A 24,328-nucleotide genomic window follows, 5' to 3' on the forward strand; every position below is an offset into this window, starting at 1 on the left:
GATAATTCCTCCTAAAGTTTCTTCTTTTCAAATTGCAGAAATTTGTTAGGCTTCCACTCTTTATAATGCAAGTCTCATGCCAATTTGACTTTATAAAATAGAAAAATACCGTTTTCATAATGAAAACGCTGTCAATAATGGAAAACATTTTTTATTAAACCTTTTTTCACAATGTATATATCAATGATTCACAAAACAAAAGTGTCCGAAAATCATGCAATTAAAATCGTACACTTCTCGCTAAATTGTCCATAAATCATACAATTTATAATATTTAAAATATTGTGTTATAATTAGAATGAACTAATACTGTGGTATGACTATTCACGAAAATGATAAAAGTACTAGGGGTGTTTTTGTGAGGGAAATAACGGATAACCATTTAATTTCTAACCTGGCAGAAATAACAAATAGAGCTATTTTTGAACGGAATCGGCTGATTCAAAAATTATTTATTTTTAAACATGACAAATCCTTTGTATGTCTCTTTGACTTGAAAAATAATCAGGTTAAAAATCATATACAAGGAATGGATTGGATAAAAAAAATACAATTTCAGAATCATGTCACCTCATACCCCCACCAAGGAAATCAAAACGATTGGATTTATTCTGCACCAATAGCAACAGACAGAGAAGATAAGTATTTCATCGTCTGTACATATTCCGAAAATAACAATCCCGAAATTTTACTTTTACTTACCTTACTTTCAGATTACTCTAGCTTCCGTATTGCCTCACAACGAAATACAGAGGAAATCTTCCTTAAAAGTGAATATCAGAAAAAAATTGTAGACCTTGTCGAAGAAGGATATCTCAGTATCAATAAATTTGGCGATATTACATTTCTTAATCGTCTAGGTGCAGAAATTTTACAAACAGATGCTGAAGAAGCTTTAGGTACCCACTTAAGCAAGGTAGTCGACTTCCATGATGAACTTCTTAACGTTCTTGTTACTCAAAAAGGATTTGTTAATAAGGAAATACTAAGGACGACTAGGAAAGGTCAAATTCATATCATGATATCAGCTGTACCTATTATTGATGATCGTAAGCAATTGGTAGGAGCTGTGCTTCCCTTTAGGGAAATAAGAACGGTTCGCAATTTGGCAGCCGACTATGTGCAGAAAAAGGTGAACTATCACTTTGATGATATTTTATTTAAAAGTGATAGTATGACCCATCTTATTAAACTTGCGAAAGCGGGTGCAAATACTGATTCAAGTATTTTAATTGAAGGAGAAAGTGGCACAGGGAAAGAATTAATTGCACAAGGTATTCATTATCATAGTCATAGAAGAAACGGTCCTTTTATCGTAATTGATTGTTCGTCCATTCCAAGAGATCTGATTGAGAGTGAATTGTTTGGATATGTTGATGGAGCTTTCACTGGTGCTCGAAAAGGTGGAAAGTTGGGGAAGTTTGAACTTTCTAATGATGGAACTGTCTTTTTAGATGAACTTGGTGAAATGCCATTAGAGATGCAGTCTAAATTACTTAGAGTCATTCAAAATCGTACGATTACACGTGTAGGGGGAAATAAGGAAATACCGATTAATTTTCGAATCATCGCAGCTACAAATCGGAATTTAATGGAAGAAGTTAAAAAAGGAAACTTTCGGCTTGATCTCTTTTATCGGTTGAATGTATTGCACCTTACCGTCCCTCCTTTAAGAGATAGACCGGAGGATATTCCTATTATGGTTCAAATGTTTATCGAAAAAACGTCAAAACGAATTAATAAACCTTCCCCGGATATAAGTGAAGATGCAATGAACTTATTAGAGAATTATTCATGGCATGGGAATGTAAGAGAACTTGAAAATGTGATCGAGCGAGCTGTACTGTTGTCGGCAGATACGATTGAAATTTCCCATCTGCCCCAACATTTAATCGAGGATTCGCACTCTAATTTAAATAAGATAAGAACGGTCGAGGTTACCCGTCTTCCTCAAATGCCATTAGAAGAGGTTGAACATCAAGTAATTATTGGTGTTCTTTCTGAAACAAATTTTAATAAAAGCCGTGCTGCTAAGAAATTAGGTATATCAAGGTCAACATTATACGATAAGATGCGAAAATATAACATTTTAGAATAAAGTGAAACTTCAATCAGTGGGGGTTTTTCTTTATTCCCCACTGATTGTTAGTTGAACTAATCGGGCATTTACGGGCTGTTGATCCCCCACCTAGAATTTTTTGTTCCCTCATCTTCTTGAAGTGGGGCTCTTACAGCCCGTTTATCTGCGATAAAGCATAAAACCACTAAAGATAACGCCTTTAGTGGTTTTTTACAAGTTTACAAAAACATACTCATATTCATTGTTGTAATCACAGCCTGATCAGGAAAAATAGTTCTTTCAGCAATTTTCCATTCATTATTTTCCTTGCGGATGATGTCGTTGCGTTCACCAAACATTTCTTCTATATCATGCGTTGATCCTCTGCTTCTTTTAAATAAAAAATAACTTCTAACTTTGTACTCATTCGGATCGCCTGTAGGTTCAATCATAACATTCGAAATAAAGTGACGCTGTCTTGTTGCTGGGTTTTCAACCCAGGCTGATTTCGTGTATAACCGGTTCACTCTAGTTTTCAATGAAATTTTTGTTTCATCAAAAAATGCCATATCCGGAGAAATATTATCGGCCCCTACCCCCTCCACTGTCTCCCTTAAAGGCATACGATAAATTAAATTCTCCGACAATAATTCAAGCCATTCCTTATACTTTCGGTTATCTAAATAATATGCCTCCTGATAAAGCAAGTTAGCAAGTTCATAGTGCAACTCAGGAGTTACCTGTATCGATAATCCTGAACTCATTTCACATTCTCCTTTACAAAAAGTTCTTTAGTGATGAGCTCTAGCCAGTTTTCATGCATACTTCTTGCAATTGCATCAATATAAGTGGTTGGATAAGCAGTTCCTGGTCCAGGAAAATGTTCATCAGGCTCAACCCGATTCATGCCCATTAAGTAATTGCTGACACTATTATAATTAAGTTCTTTGTCACGCATCATTAACCCTTTACTGACTTCAACAATCCGGGCCCAGTTCTCAGTATCATCCTGCTCCAGTGTGCCCGTAGGACCAAATGAACCTAAATAGCCTTTATATGCTGCTTCTTTGTATTCCTCAGGAGCAACCTTATCAATCATAAACCAGCACCATACTTCAACCTTTTCTGGACCTATTGGTCTCCACATTCGAAAATTCAAGTAGTTATGCAAATGCCCTTCAGTACCGTGGATCGGACTGACAAATGATAAATTCGGGTATACGCCCCCAACAAAAACCGTTACTTTTGACAGTATCTCATCCTGCTCTGATGTTAAATTTTTCTTAAACATTGGCCACATCGATTCAGGTGTCCCTTGGTAAGGTACCCTCGCTTTTCCTGTCTTGGATGTGATGACATTGATTCCATGACCATTTCCCAAGACAACTTGGTGACCGTATCCTGCATATAAAGGATCCTCCGGACTAATACCCATTTCAACAGTTGAACGATGAGTGGTCTGGACATGGTATGGATCAGCTGCAAAATTTTCTGCGGTTGCTTTCCAGTTTGCTTTTGCCACCCAGCGCTGTGGAAGACCTCTTACTTCCATTCCACCATCACTTCTGCCTAGCAATATATCAAAATACCATTTCATTTCACCAAGGTACTCTTCTAAAGGTATTGCATTCGGATCAAGATTACCAAAAATCATCCCTTGATAGATTTCAACCTGAGGAATTTTCCGCAAACCCCATTCTGATTTATCCATTTCTTCACCATATACTTTGTTACCCGCAACAATCCCTACTAAATCACCATCCAGATTATAACTCCATCCGTGGTATGGACATGTAAACGTTTTTTTATTTCCCCGATCAGCAGTACATAATTGTGTTCCCCGATGTGTACAGGAATTTAGATAGGCTTTAATTTCCCCTTCTCGATTTTTAACAAGTAAGACCGGATCATTCGCCATCCATCTTGTCACATAGCTTCCAGGATCCTTTAACTCGGTTTCATGTCCAAGAAATTGCCATGTATGGCCGAAAATTTTTTCTATCTCTAATTCGTAAATATCTGGATCTGTTAATACCCATTGGGGCAAGAGACCTTGCTCCATTTTTTCCTTTAATAGTTGAAAGGCTTTTTCATCTATTGTCCTTTTTATCATTTTTGGATAACCCTCCCAAAGAATTGAAATGAGCTTAGATGTCTATTTTATTAAACTCGGTAAAAAAGTAACGATGTCTGGAAAGATGATCAGAATGATTGTAAAAATGGCCATTGTTATAATTGCTGGTATAACCCCTTTAAATATCTTTTCAATTGGCACATCTTTTACGACTCCACTAATAATATAAACACTTAATCCTAAAGGTGGTGTAAGGACTCCGATATTAATGAGCATAATCATAATAATTCCGAACCATAAACCGTCAAAGCCTAACTGAGTAATTAATGGATAAACAATTGGCAACGTAAGTGTCATAATCGCAATTCCTTCAAGAAACATTCCAAGTATAAAGTAAACGATCAGAATTAAGGCTAATATTAGATAAGGAGAGACATTCAATGAACCAACAACATTCGTTAAATACATCGGAATTTGGCTTAGCGCCAAAAACTTACCAAATAAGGCTGCTCCAATTAGGATTAAAAATAACATGACAGTTAATCGGAGCGTTTCGTCCAAAGAAGAAATTAAACCTTTAAAGTTCAATCGCTTTGTAATAAGTGTCAAAATAAAGGCGCCAATCGCTCCGATTCCGCCAGCTTCACTTGGAGTGAAAACACCGAAATAAATACCGCCAATACTAATTGCAAATATAAGCAAGAATGGCCATACACCTTTTAAAGATGCGAATCGATCACTGATTGAATTTGCTTCTTTTTTTGTTGGAGCAATTTCAGGATTCAAACGGACTTGAATATTAATCATTGCCATAAATAACAATGTCATAATAATCCCAGGAATTAGACCACCAATTAATAAAGGGCCAATCGGTTCAGATGTTAGAGCACCATATATAATTAAGAGTACACTTGGAGGGATTAAAACACCTAATGTACCTCCAGCAGCAACTGATGCTGTTGAAAAGGTTGTTTTATATTTGAATTGATTCATTTCAGGAATACAAATTCTAGCTAATGTTGCAGTTGTTGCATTAGAGGATCCCGAAATTGCGGAAAAGATGGAAGCAGCACCAACTGTAGCAATCGCAAGTCCCCCTCGAAAATGGCCAATCCATTTATCAACTGCATTAAATAAATCTTTTCCTAATCCAGTATTTGACATAAACATGCCCATTAATATAAACATTGGAATCACACTTAAAGAGTAGCTATTGCTAGTGCCAAATGCTGATGAACCTAATTGCGAAAATGCAACACTCCAATCAGTTAGCCACGATACACCTAGAAACCCTACTAAAAATAAAGAAAGCCCAACAGAAACCCTTAATAAGATAAGAACCAACAGCAATACAATACCAATAACTCCTATCAGCTCAGGACTCATTCTTTTTCACCGCCTTAAGAAAAGACTTAAGTGAATCTAATAAAAAGGTAAGAGTAAACGATAATGCCCCAACTACCGTTAAGGCGATAAAAATATATAAAGGCAATCCTAAATCACCGCTTAATTCATTTCCTTGCATCGTCCTTTTTGTAAATTCGAATAATTGCCATGTTGTGAATGACATTAGAATGAATAATAGAAATGATGCAATTGCATATAGCCCATCTTGAATTTTTAAAGGCATTTTATTCGTTAAAAAATCAATTTCAATATGATCTTTCTTAATTTGCGCTGATCCAAGACTAAAAAATATCATTATGGCCAGTGCTAAACCGGTTAATTCGTAAGTTCCAGTAATTGGTTTATTAAAAAAGTATCTTCCTACTACATCTGCTGTTGTTAAAAACATCAATAAAAATAAGATTATGCTAGAAATTTTATGCAGTACGTTATTAAATGAATAGGTTATTCTCTCTAATAGATTTATTAGTTTGTGAGAAAAGGAAACTTCGTTGGGAGTAATAACTCCCAACTTTACCTCCTGCTGCACTTCCTGTTTCATAGTGAAACACCTCGCAATTTATGTTCACTTGCTTTCAATTAATTTAACCGTCTCATCGTATATCTTCTGTCCATCTATTCCTGCCTTTTCCATTTCAGCTAGCCAGTTTTCCGTTACTCCCTTTGACACATCCTTGAACTTCTGCAGGTCTGAATCAGATAAAGAAATAAATTCCGTTCCCCCTGCTTTCGCTTCTTCCTCGGCTAAAACCTTTTGACGATCAAAAGCATCTCCTGCTTTCTCTGCCATTGGGATCCCAATTAATTCTTCAATTTTTTCCTGGTCGGATTTTGAAATCTTATTCCAGCTGTTTTTATTCATCGCAACATAGTAGATACTTGTGTTAAAATCGCCAAGCGTTACATAATCAACTACATCAAATAGGTTGAAGTCCTTGATAGCTGCTACAGGCAGCACGCCCCCATCAATAACCCCTTTTTGCATTGCATCATAAATTTCTGGTGCTGGTAATGAAACAGGTGTAGCTCCCCACGACTTAATCATTTCGCCTGCTTCTACGGATGGAGTTCTTAGTTTCAATCCCTTTACATCTTCAAATGTTCTGACCGCTTTCCCTTTTGTAATAATTGCATATGGGTCAGCAGCATGAACCCATAAAAGTTTCACATCGTCATATTCCTTCTGGATTTCAGGAAATGTATCATACAATTTTTGCGCAACAACACTTAGCTCTGCCCCATTCCCGTCAGTCAAGAACGGCAATTGGAGAACTGAGTGGATAGGAAATTTACCGGCATTATATCCTTGCAGCCCCCATCCCGCATCCATGATACCGGTTACAATATTGTCATAAGTTTCTTTCGGTCCGCCTAGTGCCCCTCCAGGATACATTTCAAACTTCACTCTTCCCTCTGTTACTTTAGCAACTTCTTCAGTAAATGGTCGCTTTGCCCATTTATCCTGGACATGATCTGGTGAATTCATATGCCCCATTTTAAATTCAAGCGTCTCTCCTTTTGTATCCCCGCCCTTTTCTCCACCAGTACTATTTGAGCATGCTGTCAAAATAACTAGCATAAGGGCAATTACACTTACAAAGGATAATTTCAAACTTTTTTTATTCATCTTCATATCCCCCTATTATTTTTTATAGTAATTGAATCAACGATTGTAAAGCGCTTTCATATTAGTTCAAAAAACTATTGTCTATGATTCAATCACCCTCTCAATTAATAAAAAAACGAATATTTCGTATTTTCTAATTATCATATTATTTTAAATAAATGAGCCCAACAACCCTATAGTTTCACTATGCGCAACAAACCCAAAACTTTTTCTTGTTTTTTATCATTTTAAATTGGTATGAAGGAAAAATCGCCAAAAGAAAAACCTTTCAAAAGATGCGTTTTTGAAAGGCGAGTATTTTTGAGTCTATATCGATAACATAGACAAATTAGTTGATTTCTTCCCTGGGATCTCCATTGGCAGCCCAACATAATTTTCTGCAAGACTTGTTGCAGCTGATCGGGAAGATGCAACATAGTCTAATTCTGCTAATTGCACGCCACGTTCAAAAGGACTATGGCTTTGATTGCGATGAAGCATGGTTGTCATCCAATAAGAAAATCTTTGTGCTTTCCAAATCCGGCGGAGGCAAATGTCCGAATATTGATCAAGAACTTCCGTTTTACCAGATTGATAGTATTCCACTATTCCGTGCAATAATACCTGAATATCTGTAACAGCTAAGTTCAACCCTTTTGCCCCTGTTGGAGGAACGATATGGGCAGCATCCCCAGCAAGAAATAGCCGCCCATGCTGCATCGTTTCACAAATAAAGCTGCGCATCGAAACAATGTTTTTTTGAATAATCGGCCCCTCTGTAATTGAAAAATCCTCTGTATCCACCCTTTCATGCAGTTCGCTCCAAATCCGATCGTCTGACCAGTTAGCAATGTCATCTTTAGGATCAACTTGAAGATAATGACGCTGAATTTCTGGAGATCTTGTACTTAATAGAGCAAATCCCCGCTCATGGTTTGTGTAGATTAATTCGGGATTCACAGGAGCAGTTTCTGTCAAAATTCCCAGCCAGCCAAAAGGATAAATTTGCTGTTTTTCGGTACGAATCGTCTTTGGAATCGACTGACGGCTTGGTCCATGGAATCCATCACATCCCGCGATAAAATCACATGAAATTTCCTGTTCCTCTCCTTCAACCTTAAAGCGAATTTTTGGCTCATTTGTCTCAAATTCATGTAAGCTAACATCACTAACATTAAATAAAACTTCCCCGCCATCCTTGAGTCTCTGAGCAACTAAATCCTTAATCACTTCATGCTGGGCATAAACGGTAATTTTCTTTCCGCCTGTCAGTTCATGCATATTAATCCTATGCCTTTTCCCGTTAAACTGCAATTCTATTCCATGATGGGTATGCCCTTCCTTCATCATTCGTTCACCAACTCCGGCTGCATTCAACAAATCAACTGTTCCTTGTTCCAAAACACCTGCTCGAATGGTCCCTTCTATTTCCTCCCGTGATCTCTTTTCAAGAATAATCGAATCAATTCCTTGTAAATACAATAAATGTGAAAGTAATAGTCCAGCTGGTCCAGCTCCAATAATTCCTACTTGCGTCTGCATATTCTTGTTCACCTTCCCTAGTAACTATTAAAAAAACAAAACTGCGTGAAATTTCAGTTAATTTTCCGCGCAGTTTTTTTTTGGTATTATTTAATAAATTCCTCTTCTACCTTCTCTTCGGAAGATGATACTACTTTTTTCCCAAATGTAATTAGTACGTTCCAGCTACCAGAAGATTGTCCATCAGCCATATATATTGGTTGGCAGCCATCTTCAATCATGCTAAACAGCATCGCTAAATGACGGCCGCCTGATTCAACCCTCGCCATTCTCGCATATTCTGGAAGCATTTGATAGGCAGATTTAAAGTCTTTATTCATTACATATTCAATAAATTGTTTATCTAAAGCATGCTCTGCAATCGTTGGTTTATTATGCCTTCCCCTTACGAGATTATGTGACAATGCCCCGCTCGATAGAAAGACAACCCGCTTGTCGCTATCACGCAGAACCTCGGCGATGGCTGTTCCCCACCTGTACGTTTCATCAAGACTTGCTGCCAATGTGACTGATAAATTAATTACTGGAATATCCTCTTTTGGAACAAGATAGCGAAGCGGTACCACACTCCCATAATCCCAAACGTAATAAGGATCATTTACCCCTTGTACTTGAAGACCAGCCTCTTGTCCTGCTATAACTAATTCTGCAGCTAAATCCGCATCCCCTGGGTAGTAATATGGGACATCTTTAATTAAATCTGGTGCCTCTATCGCTGTTAAGATCCCTTTATGGATAGGTGTACAATCGACATAATGAAAAAATGTAGACGGCCAATGGCAAGAGACCAGCACAATGACATCAGGTTTTATTTGTTCAATCTCTTTTGCCATTCTTTTCATAGCTGAAACCATATCCTGCTGAAAATCTGGAACCTGGTCCTCATGACAAATACTAGGGACATGTGGAACGAGCATACTTAACTCAATAGTCATTTCCTGTAACCCTCCCAAGATATTTAATAGTAAAAATTTCGGCAGAGCACTAGCTTCCCCAAAACACCTCCCCTAAGGTGCCTCACATTGAATTTTCTGCTATCGGTTTTCCTGCCTTTCCCCAATGTGTCTTAGGAATTTCAGTGACAATGACTCGAATATTCTCTTTCGGTGCATCCAATGTTTCTGAAACCGTGTTGGTCACATTATAAATAACCTCTGCAATCTTTTCTTTCGGTCTGCCCTCTAGGATTTGTATGTTTACAATTGGCATACTTTCTCCTCTTTCTTCATTAGTATATTTGAATTTAAGGAGGGACTAGCTTACACTGATACGGTAAAAGTCACTTCACCAAGTCCGTCAAACTTTCCGCTTACAACATCACCTTTTGCTAGCATTGTTGCACCTGTCAATGCACCCGACAAGATAACATCCCCCTTGCGTACTTTATCACCTTTTTTTGCTAACATATTCGCTAACCTTGCAATCGCATTTGCTGGGTGGCCAAGAACGGCGGCACCCGCCCCTAAGTCTTTTATTTCTCCATTAATGGATAGAGTAGCTCCGACTAAATCCAATTCAAATAGCTCTGGTTTTTTTAATGTTGTCCCGAACACAACTCTAGATGTAGATGCATTATCTGCAACCACATCAGGAAGTGTGAAATTGAAATTTTCATAGCGGCTATCGATGATTTCAAGTGCTGGAAGAACATATTCCGTTTTAGCTAGGACCTGAGCTCCAGATACACCAGGCCCTTCGATGTCTTCTCCAATCACGAAAGCAATCTCTGCTTCGACTTTTGGATGGATTAATTCATGAAAGGGGAGCTTCCCACCGTTATCAATCAGCATATAATCAAACACATACCCATAAATTGGTTCATCTACATTCATTTGCTTCATTTTTGCCTGACTCGTTAAGCCCATCTTAGGACCAATGATCCGCTTGCCTTCTTCCTGTTTTATGTTAACTAGCTCTTGTTGGACAAAATAAGCTTCTTCTACGGTTAAATCCGGTTTCATTTCGGTAGTTACCTTTATTACTTCACGTTTTTCAACCTCTGCTGCCAGTAAATATTTTGCTATTTTCCTGTATTCCTCACTGATCATAAAAGTTCCTCCTTTTAAACCCCAGCTCCTTGTTTATGCCTTGAAATTTCTGCTGCAACATCGATAATCATATCTTCCTGTCCGCCAACAACATTTCTCTTCCCTAGTTCAATTAAGATGTCACGGGAGTCAATGCCAAACCTTTTACTCGCATGCTGTGCATGAAGCAAAAAGCTGGAATAAACCCCAGCATAACCGAGAACTAAGCTATCCTTCGTAATTTCCTGCGGCTTTTCCAAAATTGGTGCAACAAGGTCCTCCGCAATATCCATCATTTTATAAATATCTATTCCCGTTCTGATTCCCATTCTGTCGAGTACAGCAACCAACACTTCTGTCTGCGTATTGCCTGCCCCTGCTCCAAGACAACGTATGCTTCCATCAATTCTTGTGGCACCTTCTTCAATTGCCGCAAGCGTGTTCGCCATAGCTAGCGACAGATTATTGTGTGCATGGAATCCAACATGAATCGACAAATTATTTTTTAACGCACGAATCCTCTCATGCACCTCATGTGGAAGGAGCGCACCAGCAGAATCAACAACATAGACAGTATCGGCTCCATAGCTCTCCATCAATTTTGCCTGTTCTACCAATTTAGCTGTTGGCGCCATATGTGACATCATGAGGAAGCCGACTGTTTCAAGGCCGAGGTCTTTAGCTAATGCGATATGCTGGGTGGCAACATCAGCTTCTGTAACATGAGTAGCGATTCTAGCCATTTTTGCGCCTAAACGAGCCGCCTCCTTTAATTCAGGCATTGTACCGATTCCTGGCAAAAGCAAGACGGCAATTTTGGCATTTTTAACGGATGCAGCAGCAGCTTCGATTAATTCCAATTCATTCGTTAATGACAATCCATATTGTAAAGAAGACCCGCCTAACCCATCTCCATGTGTTACTTCTATATAAGGAACATTTGCTTCATCAAGTCCTTTGGCAACTTGTGTGACTTGATCAACCGTAAATTGGTGGCGAATCGCATGGCTGCCATCGCGTAAGGCAACTTCAGTTATAAGAATATCTCTTGAGTCCATTTTTAGGTCATCTCCATTCCTAAACAGTTACTTGGTTGATTTTATGTTTTGCCCATTCTTCCGCAACTTTGACAGAAGCAGCTGTCATAATATCAAGGTTTCCGGAATACCTCGGTAAATAATCCCCAGCGCCTTCAACTTCAATAAATACAGTTACTTTATTGCTATCATAAATGGGATCCTGTCTCAATCGGTAACCAGGAACATAGGTTTGAACCTGTTTTTCCATTGCTTTAATAGAAGCAGTAATTTCCTCCTCATTCGCTTGAGCATCTTCGGCGATTACGTGAACCGTATCTCTCATTAGGATTGGCGGCTCTGCGGGGTTAAGAATGATTATTGCCTTTCCCTTTTTTGCCCCGCCAATTTTTTCGATTCCACGAGCAGTTGTTTGTGTGAATTCATCAATATTTGCCCTTGTCCCCGGACCAGCACTTTTAGAGGAAATGGTTGCAACAATTTCCGCATACTCTACTTGCTGGACTTGGTTGATTGCATGAACAATCGGAATCGTTGCCTGCCCGCCACATGTGATGAGGTTAATATTATCTGCGTCTAAATGCTCCTTTAAATTTACTGGAGGAACAACGAATGGTCCTACAGCTGCTGGGGTTAAATCTAATACTTGTTTTCCCGCTTCTCTTAATAATTGCGCATGTTTGATATGTGCTTTTGCTGAAGTTGCATCAAAAATAATATCCGCAAGTTCTGCCCGCTCTAGAAAGCCTTCAATTCCTGTATCAATCATTTCATAGCCTAGCTCTCTTGCTCTTTTTAACCCATCTGATTTAGGGTCGATTCCAATAACAGCAGTTAGTTCCAACAGTTCTGACTGATGAAGCTTTAACATCAGATCTGTCCCGATATTTCCCGAACCAAGAACAGCAACTTTTACTTTTCCCATAATGCTCTCCCTTCTTTTTCTAAAAATGAACACTTACCTGCCCAATATGTGCAAATCTTGCTGTAAATGAATCCCCAGCATTTGCTTCAACCGCTGCAGAAAGAGCCCCTGATAAAATCACTTCCCCTGCCCGCAGTGGAATATCAAAGTCTGCTAATCTATTAGCAAGCCATGCTACACAATGAATAGGATTCCCAAGTGCTGCAGCTCCCACTCCTGTATTCATGATCTCCCCATTTTTCGATAACACCATTCCAATTAATTCAAGATCGACCTCATCGATTCTCGTTGGTTTTCCTCCTAATACATAAAAGCCAGAAGAAGCATTATCTGCAATCGTATCAGCCAGCTTAATCTTCCAATCCTTAACTCGGCTGTCGACAATTTCTAAGGCAGGAACGATATAATCCGTAGCCTGAATCACATCAAGGGCCGTTACATTTGGCCCTCTTAATTCTTTTCTCAAAATAAAGGCAATTTCTGCTTCTACTTTAGGCTGAAGAACTTTTTTAATGGAGATTTTGCCACCATTTTCAATCACCATACTGTCAAGCAAATGCCCATAATCTGGTTCATCAACCCCTAACAGTTGCTGCATAGCTATAGATGTTAATCCAATTTTCTTGCCAATAATTTTCTGACCATGCTCTACTTTGTCATAAATGTTTTCAAGTTGGATTTTGTAGGCATCCTCAATAGTAAGCCCGGGATTTATTGAAGTGATTGGTGTTATTCCGGTACAAGTAGACTCCGCCTCAGCCAATTGATCTGCAAATTGTTTGATTTGTGTTGTCAATTCACTTACTTCCTTTCCTACAATTTGATCGTAATGTTGGATATTTCCGAATAGAAGTCAAGACTATGCATGCCGCCTGTTCTACCAATTCCACTATGCTTCATGCCACCAAATGGAGTTCTTAAATCTCGTAAAAACCATGTATTAACCCAAATAATTCCAGCTTCAATCTGATGGGCTACACGATGAGCTCGTTTCAAGTCACTCGTCCATATCGTTGCACTTAATCCGTAATGGGTATCATTTGCTTGCATAATTACTTCTTCTTCCATATCAAATGGAGTTACAGTAACCACCGGTCCAAATATTTCTTCCCGAACACAGCGGGAATTGCGATCCAAATCTGTAATAATTGTTGGTTCTAAGTAATAACCCTTTTCGAATCCTTCCGGACGTTTGCCTCCAGTAACAATTGTTCCCCCATCATTCCGGGCGATTTCAATATATTTGTTCACATTGTCATAATGCTCTTTACTAACTAACGCTCCTACATTTGTATTCTCACTTAATGGATGTCCTACCTTTAACTCCTTCGTTCTTTCAGCAAATCTACTAATGAATTCGTCATAAATTGGACGCTCCACATAAATACGGGAACCGCAAAGACAAACTTCCCCTTGGTTTATGAAGCTAGATTTTAGCGTCGTTTCAATCACTTCATCTAAATCAGAATCAGCAAAAATAATGTTAGGATTTTTCCCGCCTAATTCATAGGAAAGCTTTTTCAAAGAATCGGCTGCTGATTTCATAATGGAAGAACCCGTACCCGGCTCACCAATAAATGAAATGGCATCTATGTCAGGATGTTCAGAAATAGCACCGCCTGCAGAGTTAGGACCAAAACCATGGACAAGGTTGACCACTCCATCCGGAACTCCAGCCTCTTTACAAATTTCCATTAACACTGTAGCAGTCATTGGCGTCCATTCTGCTGGTTTTATAACCGCTGTATTTCCCATCCCTAAGCAAGGAGCCAATTTCCACGTTAATAATAATAATGGCAGATTCCAAGGTTTAATAATTCCTACTACACCAACAGGACGGCGATAGGAGTAATGCAGCGCCTGCTGATCCTGTTGATAGGCATCTGTACCAACAGATATAATATAATCAGCATAAAAGTGAAAATTATATGCGGCTCTTGGCACATCAATGCTATTTGCCAATGCAAACGGCTTTCCTGTATCTAGAGATTCTAGATGTGCAAGCTCCTCTTGTCGTTCAAGAATCAAGTCACCGATGCGGCGGAGAATTTTTGAACGTTCTTGAAGTGTTGTTTTTTTCCATGAACCGTTTAAAGCTCTTCTTGCAGCTGCAACAGCATAATCTACTTCTTCTTTTCCTCCTTCGGCAACTGTCCCTAAAACCTCTTCCGTTGCCGGATTAATATTTTCAAATGTTTTCTGATTTTGTGAATCAACGAACTGCCCATTAATGAAGTGGCGACAATTTATCGCTCGTACCCTTGTTTCTGTTTGCAAGATTGTATTCCTCCTAAAGTAATTAATTTTTAGACTATTTACATAAATTTATGTTATCGCTTTCTAAACTCGTATACAACGCATGAGTTGCGCTATATGCAACAAAAGATTTTTTTTTGCATTTTTTATTAAATGGCTTAGAAATTATATATAATCCACTTCCTATTTTCTGAAAATTTTGTTATATTGTCCACTATGAAGCAACATTGTTTATCACATAGAAACTGTTTATTAAGGGGGAAAACAATGACTGTAAAGAATATTGCAGGGGATAATCATCTTTCATCTGTAAAAAATGCACTCCGAATTTTACGAAGCTTTTCAATGGATGAACCTGAAAAGAAAATAAGCGAATTGGCTGAATCACTTGGATTAAATAAGAGTACTGTGAGCAGAACCATGTCTACATTGGCGAGTGAGGGATTTGTATTCAAAGACCCCGACTCGAAAAAATATCGTTTAGGACTATCCCTTCTATCATTGGGAGGAATCGTTAACAGTCAAATGGATATTTACCGAGAGTCACACCCTGTCTTAAATAGACTTGTTCAGGAAGTCGGAGAAACCGCACATATTGCCGTTTTGGATAATCATGAGGTCATATACTTACAAAAAGTCGAATGCAATCATCCTGTTAAGGTATTAACGCATATTGGAAAACGAAATCCCCCTTATAGTACAAGCTCGGGAAAAACATTACTTGCGTATGCAAAAGAGGAAATAATCGAAGCAGTTATTGAAAGAGGGTTACAGCGTTTTACTAGAAACACGATTGTAGATCCTAAGAAATTGGTTACCCATTTAAAACATATTAGAGAAAAGGGATTTGCGTTTAGTATCGAAGAATTTCATGAAGGGGTCAATTCAATCGCCGCACCTGTCTATGATTATCAAGGAAAAGTTATTGCTGCCCTTGCAATTGTAGGTCCAAAACAAAGAATTCAACCATCAAAAATGCCAGCGCTATCGAAAAAAGTGATTAGTGCAGCGAATGACATTTCAAGCAGAATGGGGTATTGGAAATAGAAAAGTAAGTTAATTAATAAGGAGTGATTCATATGTATGACTTCCATACACATTTTATCCCGCAGGACGTATTAACGTGGCTAAAAGACAATCAGGTAAAGGCAAAAGCTAAATGGGAGAAAAAGGCAAAAAATAAAGCAGACTTTCTTTTTATTGATGAAAAATGGGGATTTGAATTAAAACCCGCTTTCTATGATTTTGAATTATACAGCCATGAACAGCAAAAAGCAGGAATCTCTCATTCTATCATTTCTCCGATTCCACAGCTGTTCATGTATGACTTTCCTCAAGAAATTACTGTTGAGATATCGGAAGTGTATAACCATTCTTTAATTCAGCTAGTTAAAACTGCTCCTTATCGAATTTCTGCACTAGGAACAGTTCCCCTCACCTATCCTGAAAATGCAGCAAGAGTGCTTCAAGATGCCATCCATCAAGGGTTAAGGGGTGTCATTATCGGTCCGGGACTGCCGGGGAAAATGTTGTCAGATGAATTTTTCAGACCCTTTTTTGAGGAAGCAAATAGATTAGGAGCAATTATTTTTGTTCATCCACTTTTAAGTGAGAATCCTCGTCTTCAAAAATATATGATGCCAAATTTAGTTGGGATCCCATGGGAGACGACAGTTTGTGCATCCGATATTCTTTTAAGTGGTCTAATCGATAAATATCCGAATGTAAAAATTCTTTTTGCTCATGGAGGTGGTTTTCTTCCATACCAGATTGGACGATTGAATAAGGGATTTGACATGTGGGATCAGGTTTCTTCCAGATTAGAAGCACCCCCATCTGAATATTTAAAACGCTTTTGGTATGATTCAGTTCTTTGGGATAAAGAAAGTTTAGATTTTTTGACGAAAACAGTTGGTGCAGATAGAGTTGTACCCGGATCAGACTACCCATTTGATTTAAGTGTTTGGCCTCCTGAAATTACAAATAAAAAAGGGATTCACTCCTTATTAGCAATAAAGTCAGTTCAAAGTTAAACATAAGTTTACTCTTATTTCATATAGCGCAACAAGCTACTGTTTCCTGACTCTTCCAGCTGATACACTAGTGAATAAGTAAAGTTGAAAACGCTACCATTATTCCATAGTGAAAGGGGTTTTAACATGCAGCAGTATAAAGAAGTTAAAAACAGCCTTATCAACGAAGAAATGAGCAGAAGTTTTATTAATGGAGAGTGGCAAGAGGGTAAAAGCAATCAAATCTATGAAATTGTCAATCCTTATGACCGTTCTGTCATCACAACTATCAAGTTGGCAACTAAGGAACAGCTGAAGGAAGCATTTGAAAATGCAAAAAAAGCACAAAAAGATTGGGCTAAATCTACCGTGGAGCAAAGAAGGGAAATTCTTCATGAAGCTGCGGAGTATTTAAAAAACAATCGTGAAGAAATTGTTGAAATTCTTGGTCTTGAAACAGGTGGCAGTGTTTTAAAAAGCAATATAGAGCTGCACTTGGCACTTGAGTTTTTAGAGGAATCAATTAAGTATGCGAATGAAATCTATTCAGTGAGGGAAGTTCCTGGATCAGAAGAAAAGCTTCATCATATTCATAGACTGCCATTAGGAGTTATTTCTTCCATTTCTCCGTTTAATTTTCCAATGAATCTATCAATGAGGACCATTGCACCGGCAATTGCTTTAGGAAATAGTGTGGTGCATAAGCCCGACATTCAAGTAGGACTCTCTGGCGGTTCGATTATTGCAAAGGCATTTGAGCATGCAGGTTTGCCAAAAGGCGTACTGAACATCGTACAAACAGACATTAATGAAATTGGCGAAGAGATGCTTACGAATCCTCATTCAAAGTTAATTAGCTTTACAGGATCCTCCGAAGTTGGACGTCATATCGGAGCAATTGCTGGGCAAAACCTAAAGCGAGTTGCCCTTGAACTAGGCGGAAACAGTCCATTTGTCGTTCTCTCAGATGCAGATGTCGATCAAGCAGTCAATGCAGCCATCTTTGGTAAATTTATTCATCAAGGTCAAATTTGTATGATCATTAATCGCTTGATTGTTCATAAGAATGTGTATGATCAATTTGTTGAGGGATTTATCGAAAAAGCTAAGGTCCTTCCTTATGGCTACCAAAGAGATCCAAAGACTGTAATTGGCCCTTTAATCAATGAACGCCAGATTGAAAAAGCCTTACAATATATTGAGGATGCAAAAAAGGAAGGGGCAACGCTTGCACTTGAAGGCAAGCGGATAGGCAATATTCTTACGCCATACGTTTTCACGAATGTTGACAACTCGAGTAAACTCGCACAAACCGAGGTGTTTGCACCTATTGCCACAATTATTAAAGCAGAATCAGATGAGGAAGCAATTCGAATTGCTAATGATACAGATTATGGACTTAGCTCTGCTATTTTTACTAGTGACCTAATTCGCGGTGAGGAATTGGCCCTCCAGATTGATAGCGGGATGACCCATTTGAATGACCAAACCGTAAACGATGCGCCAAATATCCCATTTGGCGGCAATAAAGCGAGTGGGCTGGGGCGATTTGGAAATCCATGGGTGGTTGAAGAATTTACTATAACTAAATGGGTTTCCGTTCAAATCAAAGAACGGCAGTATCCATTCTAACATTCCAACTGTTGTTGTTATTTCCTCGAAAAAGCGATTTGCAAATATATATGGTATTTTGCAAAATAGCATCTACTTTTTGCAAAAATATCTATTCATTTGCAGAAATAAGTCAGGTTTTGCAAATAAAACCTACATTTTTGCAAAATATAGCTAATAATAGAAAAAAGAACCGGTTGAATAGCAAATTTCATGCTACACACCGGTTCTTTCTGTGTTTATATATTAGTAAGCTAAGCTAAATAACGCTTTAATATGTGATAAGTAACGAACATTACTTGCTTCTTTCATTAATGTAGCAGGCATACCTTTTAATGAAGTATTGTTTGCACCGATTGTTGCAACCGCATCTTTGCGTCCAAGACTTGCAAGTGTACCAGAATTGATTGGAGCAAATACTTCAAACGTTTTTTCTTGTAGGAATGCATATAGGTTGTAGCCAACAAGCTCACCCATTTGCCATGCATTTTGCGCAGTTGGTGCGTATGGACGTCCACCTTCAGCAGGGAATGCAACAGCACTGTCACCAACAACAAATACATCATTGTGTGAAGTTGATTGCAGGAATTCATTTACGGTTGCACGGCCGCGATCACAAGCTAGACCAGATTCTTCAACGATAGGAAGAGCCTGGATACCGCCTGTCCATACAAATGTATTTGCAATGATTTTTGTCCCATCTTTTAAGTCAATTTCATTGCCGCTAACATTTGTTACAGGAAGACCAGTTAAGAATTCTACCCCACGCGCTTCAAGACTTGCAGTCGCACGTTCAATTAAGTGGTCTGGCAATACTGGAAGAATTTTTGGACCTGCTTCTACAAGCTTGATCTTTAATTCTTTTGGATCTACGCCATAGCTCTTAGCAATTTTCGGCATGTTGTCAGCGATTTCACCGACTAATTCAACACCTGTTAAACCGCCGCCGCCGATTACGATCGTTGCATCTGCTTCATTTTTTGATTTCGCATATTCACGAATTTTGCCTTCAATATGATTGAAAATATTGTTTGCATCATCAACTGATTTTAAAACCATGCTGTTTTCTTCAAGACCTGGGATACCGAAGTACCCTGTTTTACTGCCTAAAGATACAACAAGTGCATCATATGTTAATGTTGAACCATCAGAAAGCTTCACTTCTTTATTATCTACAGAGAATGATTCCACTTTAGCAATTTTAAGATCAATATCTTTACCTTTGAAAAGCTTTTCTAATGGCATAGAAACAGCTTGCTCAGAGATTGTTCCACCTGCAAGACGGTGTAATTCCGTAATGATTTGGTGTGTTGGATATTGATTTACTACTGTAACATAAGCTTCATTACTATCTAAATATTTACGAACAGTTAGAGCTGAAAGAAGTCCGCCGTAACCTGCACCTAGAATAACAATATGTTTCGTCATTATTTTCCCCGTCCTTACTTTGTTGTATAGAAAGAATTATTTTTGGCTGCTGCGTTCTGAAGAAATTTCAAGATAAGCTGTTATAAAACGGAAAAGTTTTTGTGCTTGAGGGTCTTTAATCATTTTTAAAAGACCAAAAAGACCGATTACTTCATGGCTTTCTGCTGCACGATCCTTTGCTTCAATCGCAGTTGCAGCAATACTTTTCACAGAATCTTTAACAGGATCTACTATTTCTTTAATCGCTCCAACAGTATCATTCTTTAATACATCATCAGTTGCAACTGATTGAGCAAAGTCATAAGACTTATTTAATACATTAAGAAGTTCAGTTAGTTTTGGCAATTGATCTACTAATGCTGTTAAAGACTCTTGGACTTCTGGTTTTAACAGCTGATCAATAATATCTTGTCTTTCAAGATTGGATGACATTTCTTGTTCTGGCTTTGTTTGAGTAAGCGTAGCTGTCATTTTCTATTCCCCTTTGCATCTAAAAATATTTTGAAAATAATAAACTGAAAGGAAATTGTGACTTGTGTGATATTTCACAAAAAAGTTCAAAAAAAATTCACTTGCTTGCTTCCTATCAGTTACCCCTTAACTACTATACTCCTATCTTTTAAGAATTTCAAATACATATTTAAAAATATTAGCATTACTATAAACTTACATTTAAAGATTATTAATTAACCGCATGTTTCCTAGTTTTGAAGCAAGTAAATTACATAATTGGCTCACTTCAACAAAAAAATGCTGCCCCATTATTCTAGGTCAGCATTTTTTTGTAGTTCTATTTTCACATCTGACTTTTATTATGTTCATTCACAGCTATTCTCGGCTTTCTTGTTAAAGGCATATGAATTCCTGCGAATGCCCTTGCCTCATAAACGAAGCCGAATAATGCCGTTCCAATTGCTAAATGCAGGACTGCCCATGGGATATCAAGATAAGATATAACCGTCAATACTCCAATTAGCAACTGCAGCAGCACAACTAATACTGCAATAAATAAACGATTTTGCATAGCCACACCCCATCTTTTTGAAAACGCCCAAAAACTGATTTGCAAAAGATAGATGGTAGAAATGACAGCTAATACTCTATGTATCGTTTGAAGAATGGCTGGTAATGTATTTGGAAAAAGTGAATCCCCACAAGTTAGCCACCCGCATGCTAATCCGTAAGATTCATGCTTAATATAGGCACCAAAAACGAGAGTTAATAGCAACAGAACTAAGACAATATTTAAATGTTTGATTATTTGTTTACGCTTTTCAATATTAATAGAAACTGTATGAATTTTATCCTTTGTTTCCTTCTTGCCTGTACTCCTCCAAAGCCAGATCAGGCTGGCAAGAAATATCATGGCAACTAATAAATGTCCTGTCACGACAATGGCAGGCAAATCAAGAATAACAACCACAGCTCCAAGAAGAATTTGTACTGTTAATAAGAAGAGCATTCCCCATGCAACCGAACGAATCGTTGTATTTGTATGTGACCGAATTATTTTTACGAATAAAAGTACTGACATTATACCTAGAATTGCGCCAATTACTCTATGAGCAAATTCAATCAAAGTATCGCCCTGCAAAATGGGAATGACAGCTCCATTACATAACGGCCATTCAGGACCACAGCCCATTCCTGATTCTGATGAGGCAACATATCCTCCAAAAACAATCAAAAGATATGTCAATAAAATAGTAACTAACGCTAATCTACCACGATTCAATAAATACACCTCTTTCTTTATTAAAAAATTTAGAATTTTATTTTTATTTTAATAGAGGGAAATTAACAAAACGGTGATATGAATCACAAAAAATCGGCATTCGCTAATAATAGTGGGATTTCGATAAAAGAAGTGTTTATTCGCTATGATAACAATCACAGTGTTTTGTCATTATTTTCGTATAGTTAAAATAGAAAAGAATAAAAAAAAGAGGATGATTACTAGATGTCATTTTATAAAATATTAACACCATATTATGATCAAATTTTTCCTTCGAATAAAAATACAAAACAATTTCTAGCCGAAAATTTACGTAAAGGCGGGAAATTATTAGATGTTGGTGCTGGAACGGGGAATATGGCCCTTGCTCTTGCAAAAGAAGGCTACAATGTTACTGCAACAGAGCCTGAGGAAAAGATGGCTGAAGAGATCCGTAAGAAGGCTTTAGACGAAACTATTTCCCTTCATGCTGAGGCTAAAGCCATGCAGCAATTAGATGAATTCACAGAGACCTATGACGGCATTTATTGTATTGGCAACACTCTTGCTCACTTAAGAAACTTGGAAGAAATCGATCAATTTTTACAGACAGCATTTAAAAAGCTAAATAAGAATGGTGTATTTATTCTTCAAATAGTCAATTTTGAAAGAGTATTAGTAAATAAGGATTTCTCCTTCCCCGTGATTAGAAAGGAGAATTTCGAGTTTCAGCGTCATTATGAAATAGCGGAGGAGAACATTCTTTTCACTACTACCTTGATAGCAGATGGGAAAACTCAATCTAATACCATCCCATTATATCCAGCCACAGTGAGTCAGCTGCTGCCAATTCTTGAAAGCTGCGGATTTAAAGAAATAAACACATATGGGAACTTTAATAGCAGCCCATACTCTATCGATACACCCGCACTCATAATTACCGCCATAAAATAATATGGAGCCAAACTCCGTTCACTGCCGATAATACTGCTTATGACCATCTCAGACATTCAAGAATTCTCTATATTTGAAATACGAAAAAAGCTGCAATCTGTAAAATTGATTGCAGCCTTTCCTCATTTTAATGTGTGGTAGTGGATATGGATTGATCCGCTGCCACTCCACCATGCTTTGGTACACGAAGAAGCAGCACCCCACCAATGATAAATAAAAGAACAAGACTAAATACCCCACTGTTCGTATTCCCTGTGACTTGGGCTGTAGCACCAACAAGTACTGGACCTGCAATCGCAGCAAACTTTCCAAAAATATTGTAGAAGCCAAAGAATTCATTCGAAGATTCCTTTGGAACCAGCTTAGCAAAATAGGCACGGCTAAGAGCTTGAACCCCGCCCTGAACTGTTCCAACGAGAAGAGCAAGAACCCAGAAGTCTATGGCTGTCTTCAGGAAGTAAGCATATATACAAATGAAAATATACATAAGTATTCCGACCATAATCATTCTTTTTTCATTAAATCTTTGTCCAAGCTTGCCAAATAGAACTGTAAATGGCGCGGCTATTACCTGCGTAACAAATAAGACAATTAATAGAGTCGTTGAATCGATTCCAATGTCAGAACCATAGGCTGTTGCCATCGTAAATATTGTATGAACCCCATCAATATAAAAGAAATAAGCTAATAAGAACAAAAATAACGCACGATAGGCTTTAATATTTTTCAATGTTGTAAAAAGCTTCTTAAAACTAGCAGAAACTGGATTCGGCACACGCTCTTCATAGTATATCTGCTCAACATTTTTCAGCATAGGCATTGTGAAAAGTCCCCACCATAAAGCTGTAATGACAAAGGCAATCTGGCTGGCAATTCCTACAGAAAGCGCTATAACATTTTGCTGAGCTAAAATAATTATAGCTATAGACAAGATAAAAGGAATCGTGCTTCCAATATATCCGAGAGCAAAACCATTTGCGGAAATACGGTTCATTCGATCCTCACTTGTCACATCTACTGAAAAAGCATCATAAAAGATATTTGCCCCAGCAAATCCGATTGAAGTCAGAACAAAACAAATTAATAAGATTAGCCACTGTTCTGTTGGGACAACGGCTAGAATTAATGTAAAAACAATTCCTAAACAGGCAAAGAAAGTAAAAAATCTTTTCTTAAACCCTCTAAAATCAGCAATCGTCCCTAGTAGTGGAGCTAATATGGAAACGATTAATGTAGCGATTGAATTAGCATATCCCCAATAGGCTGTTGATGTTGCAGCAGATATTCCTGCCTCTGTTGCAGCTGATTTAAAATACAACGGAAATATGGCAGTTACAACAACAATAGAATAGGCAGAGTTTGCCCAATCATAAAAAACCCAGCTGCGTTCAGGTTTGGACATTTTCTTCATTAAACAACCTCCTTATACTAAATGCGGAAGCGCCTTGATCAGCCCCGACAAGCACAAGACGAGCCTCCTTAAAAGGTGCTCTTTACCTTTTTAGGAGGATTGACTTGTGACCTCGAGGGGCTAGGCGCTGGAGCTGGATATCTCTAAATGCGGAAGCGCCTTGATCAGCCCCGACAAGCACAAGACTAGCCTCCTTAAAAGGTGCTCTTTACCTTTTTGGGAGGATTGGCTTGTGACCTCGAGGGGCTAGGCGCTGGAGCTGGAT

Annotated in this window: 21 protein-coding genes and 1 pseudogene; 5 read left to right on the forward strand and 17 right to left on the reverse strand. The window is 38.1% G+C overall.

Annotated elements, in window-relative coordinates:
• Positions 1-358: 358 nt before the first annotated feature.
• Positions 359-2,098, forward strand: a complete 1,740-nt coding sequence (locus tag C1726_RS02585; protein WP_180968076.1) for a sigma-54 interaction domain-containing protein — start codon at positions 359-361, stop codon at positions 2,096-2,098.
• A gap of 200 nt (positions 2,099-2,298) precedes the next feature.
• Here C1726_RS02585 and C1726_RS02590 read toward each other — a convergent pair whose 3' ends face one another.
• The 13 genes and pseudogenes from C1726_RS02590 to C1726_RS02650 all read right to left on the reverse strand — a co-directional run bounded on the left by C1726_RS02590 (position 2,299) and on the right by C1726_RS02650 (position 14,954).
• Positions 2,299-2,823: a 3-phenylpropionate/cinnamic acid dioxygenase subunit beta gene (locus C1726_RS02590; RefSeq protein WP_102271729.1), complete on the reverse strand. Its 525-nt coding sequence runs from the start codon at positions 2,821-2,823 to the stop codon at positions 2,299-2,301.
• Positions 2,820-4,172 carry an aromatic ring-hydroxylating oxygenase subunit alpha gene (locus tag C1726_RS02595; RefSeq protein WP_102271730.1) on the reverse strand — a complete coding sequence of 451 codons (1,353 nt, stop codon included), beginning with the start codon at positions 4,170-4,172 and terminating at the stop codon, positions 2,820-2,822. Before C1726_RS02595 ends, C1726_RS02590 begins: the two co-directional genes overlap by 4 nt.
• 42 nt (positions 4,173-4,214) lie before the next feature.
• Positions 4,215-5,519, reverse strand: coding sequence for a TRAP transporter large permease (locus C1726_RS02600; RefSeq protein ID WP_102271731.1), 1,305 nt, complete (start codon positions 5,517-5,519; stop codon positions 4,215-4,217).
• Entirely contained in the window at positions 5,509-6,081 is a 573-nt protein-coding gene (locus tag C1726_RS02605) for a TRAP transporter small permease (RefSeq protein ID WP_102271732.1), read from the reverse strand. Before C1726_RS02605 ends, C1726_RS02600 begins: the two co-directional genes overlap by 11 nt.
• 24 nt (positions 6,082-6,105) lie before the next feature.
• On the reverse strand, positions 6,106-7,167 hold the full coding sequence (locus C1726_RS02610; protein WP_102271733.1) for a TRAP transporter substrate-binding protein: 1,062 nt from the start codon (positions 7,165-7,167) through the stop codon (positions 6,106-6,108).
• A 306-nt stretch (positions 7,168-7,473) separates the two neighbouring features.
• On the reverse strand, positions 7,474-8,688 hold the full coding sequence (gene pobA / locus C1726_RS02615) for a 4-hydroxybenzoate 3-monooxygenase (RefSeq protein ID WP_102271734.1): 1,215 nt from the start codon (positions 8,686-8,688) through the stop codon (positions 7,474-7,476).
• Between the two features lie 86 nt (positions 8,689-8,774).
• The gene (locus tag C1726_RS02620) at positions 8,775-9,623 is read right to left on the reverse strand and encodes a DODA-type extradiol aromatic ring-opening family dioxygenase (RefSeq protein WP_102271735.1); all 849 of its coding nucleotides are present in this window, start codon (positions 9,621-9,623) and stop codon (positions 8,775-8,777) included.
• Positions 9,624-9,705: 82 nt separating this feature from the next.
• Positions 9,706-9,915, reverse strand: a pseudogene (locus C1726_RS02625) (4-oxalocrotonate tautomerase); the annotation flags it as partial.
• A gap of 32 nt (positions 9,916-9,947) precedes the next feature.
• Entirely contained in the window at positions 9,948-10,736 is a 789-nt protein-coding gene (locus C1726_RS02630) for a 2-keto-4-pentenoate hydratase (protein ID WP_102271737.1), read from the reverse strand.
• 14 nt (positions 10,737-10,750) lie between these two features.
• Positions 10,751-11,773 carry a 4-hydroxy-2-oxovalerate aldolase gene (gene dmpG, locus C1726_RS02635; RefSeq protein WP_102271738.1) on the reverse strand — a complete coding sequence of 341 codons (1,023 nt, stop codon included), beginning with the start codon at positions 11,771-11,773 and terminating at the stop codon, positions 10,751-10,753.
• Between the two features lie 19 nt (positions 11,774-11,792).
• Positions 11,793-12,677 (reverse strand): acetaldehyde dehydrogenase (acetylating), encoded by an 885-nt coding sequence (locus tag C1726_RS02640; RefSeq protein WP_102271739.1) that lies wholly within the window; start codon positions 12,675-12,677, stop codon positions 11,793-11,795.
• Between the two features lie 19 nt (positions 12,678-12,696).
• Positions 12,697-13,473 (reverse strand): 2-keto-4-pentenoate hydratase, encoded by a 777-nt coding sequence (locus C1726_RS02645; protein WP_102271740.1) that lies wholly within the window; start codon positions 13,471-13,473, stop codon positions 12,697-12,699.
• A 17-nt stretch (positions 13,474-13,490) separates the two neighbouring features.
• Positions 13,491-14,954 (reverse strand): aldehyde dehydrogenase, encoded by a 1,464-nt coding sequence (locus tag C1726_RS02650; protein WP_102271741.1) that lies wholly within the window; start codon positions 14,952-14,954, stop codon positions 13,491-13,493.
• A gap of 246 nt (positions 14,955-15,200) precedes the next feature.
• Between C1726_RS02650 and C1726_RS02655 the strand changes: the two genes are divergently transcribed.
• The 3 genes from C1726_RS02655 (at position 15,201) to C1726_RS02665 (ending at position 18,577) form a co-directional block, all read left to right on the forward strand.
• A complete protein-coding gene (locus C1726_RS02655) occupies positions 15,201-15,980 on the forward strand; it encodes an IclR family transcriptional regulator (protein ID WP_102271742.1) in 780 nt (259 codons plus the stop codon).
• A gap of 32 nt (positions 15,981-16,012) precedes the next feature.
• On the forward strand, positions 16,013-16,966 hold the full coding sequence (locus C1726_RS02660) for an amidohydrolase family protein (RefSeq protein ID WP_102271743.1): 954 nt from the start codon (positions 16,013-16,015) through the stop codon (positions 16,964-16,966).
• 126 nt (positions 16,967-17,092) lie between these two features.
• The gene (locus C1726_RS02665) at positions 17,093-18,577 is read left to right on the forward strand and encodes an aldehyde dehydrogenase family protein (RefSeq protein WP_102271744.1); all 1,485 of its coding nucleotides are present in this window, start codon (positions 17,093-17,095) and stop codon (positions 18,575-18,577) included.
• Positions 18,578-18,802: 225 nt separating this feature from the next.
• On the opposite strand, the gene C1726_RS02670 is transcribed toward C1726_RS02665, so the two are convergent.
• The 3 genes from C1726_RS02670 to C1726_RS02680 form a co-directional block, all read right to left on the reverse strand.
• The gene (locus tag C1726_RS02670) at positions 18,803-19,984 is read right to left on the reverse strand and encodes an NAD(P)/FAD-dependent oxidoreductase (RefSeq protein WP_102271745.1); all 1,182 of its coding nucleotides are present in this window, start codon (positions 19,982-19,984) and stop codon (positions 18,803-18,805) included.
• Between the two features lie 36 nt (positions 19,985-20,020).
• Positions 20,021-20,455, reverse strand: a complete 435-nt coding sequence (locus tag C1726_RS02675) for a DUF1641 domain-containing protein (protein WP_102271746.1) — start codon at positions 20,453-20,455, stop codon at positions 20,021-20,023.
• A 325-nt stretch (positions 20,456-20,780) separates the two neighbouring features.
• Positions 20,781-21,719, reverse strand: coding sequence for a COX15/CtaA family protein (locus C1726_RS02680; protein WP_142385051.1), 939 nt, complete (start codon positions 21,717-21,719; stop codon positions 20,781-20,783).
• A gap of 225 nt (positions 21,720-21,944) precedes the next feature.
• Here C1726_RS02680 and C1726_RS02685 point away from each other — a divergent pair, with 225 nt between their 5' ends.
• A complete protein-coding gene (locus C1726_RS02685; RefSeq protein WP_102271748.1) occupies positions 21,945-22,652 on the forward strand; it encodes a class I SAM-dependent methyltransferase in 708 nt (235 codons plus the stop codon).
• A gap of 127 nt (positions 22,653-22,779) precedes the next feature.
• Here C1726_RS02685 and C1726_RS02690 read toward each other — a convergent pair whose 3' ends face one another.
• Positions 22,780-24,063: an MFS transporter gene (locus C1726_RS02690; protein ID WP_102271749.1), complete on the reverse strand. Its 1,284-nt coding sequence runs from the start codon at positions 24,061-24,063 to the stop codon at positions 22,780-22,782.
• Positions 24,064-24,328 lie beyond the last annotated feature (265 nt).

Source organism: Cytobacillus massiliigabonensis (assembly GCF_900199725.1).
Lineage (GTDB): Bacteria > Bacillota > Bacilli > Bacillales > Cytobacillaceae > Cytobacillus > Cytobacillus massiliigabonensis.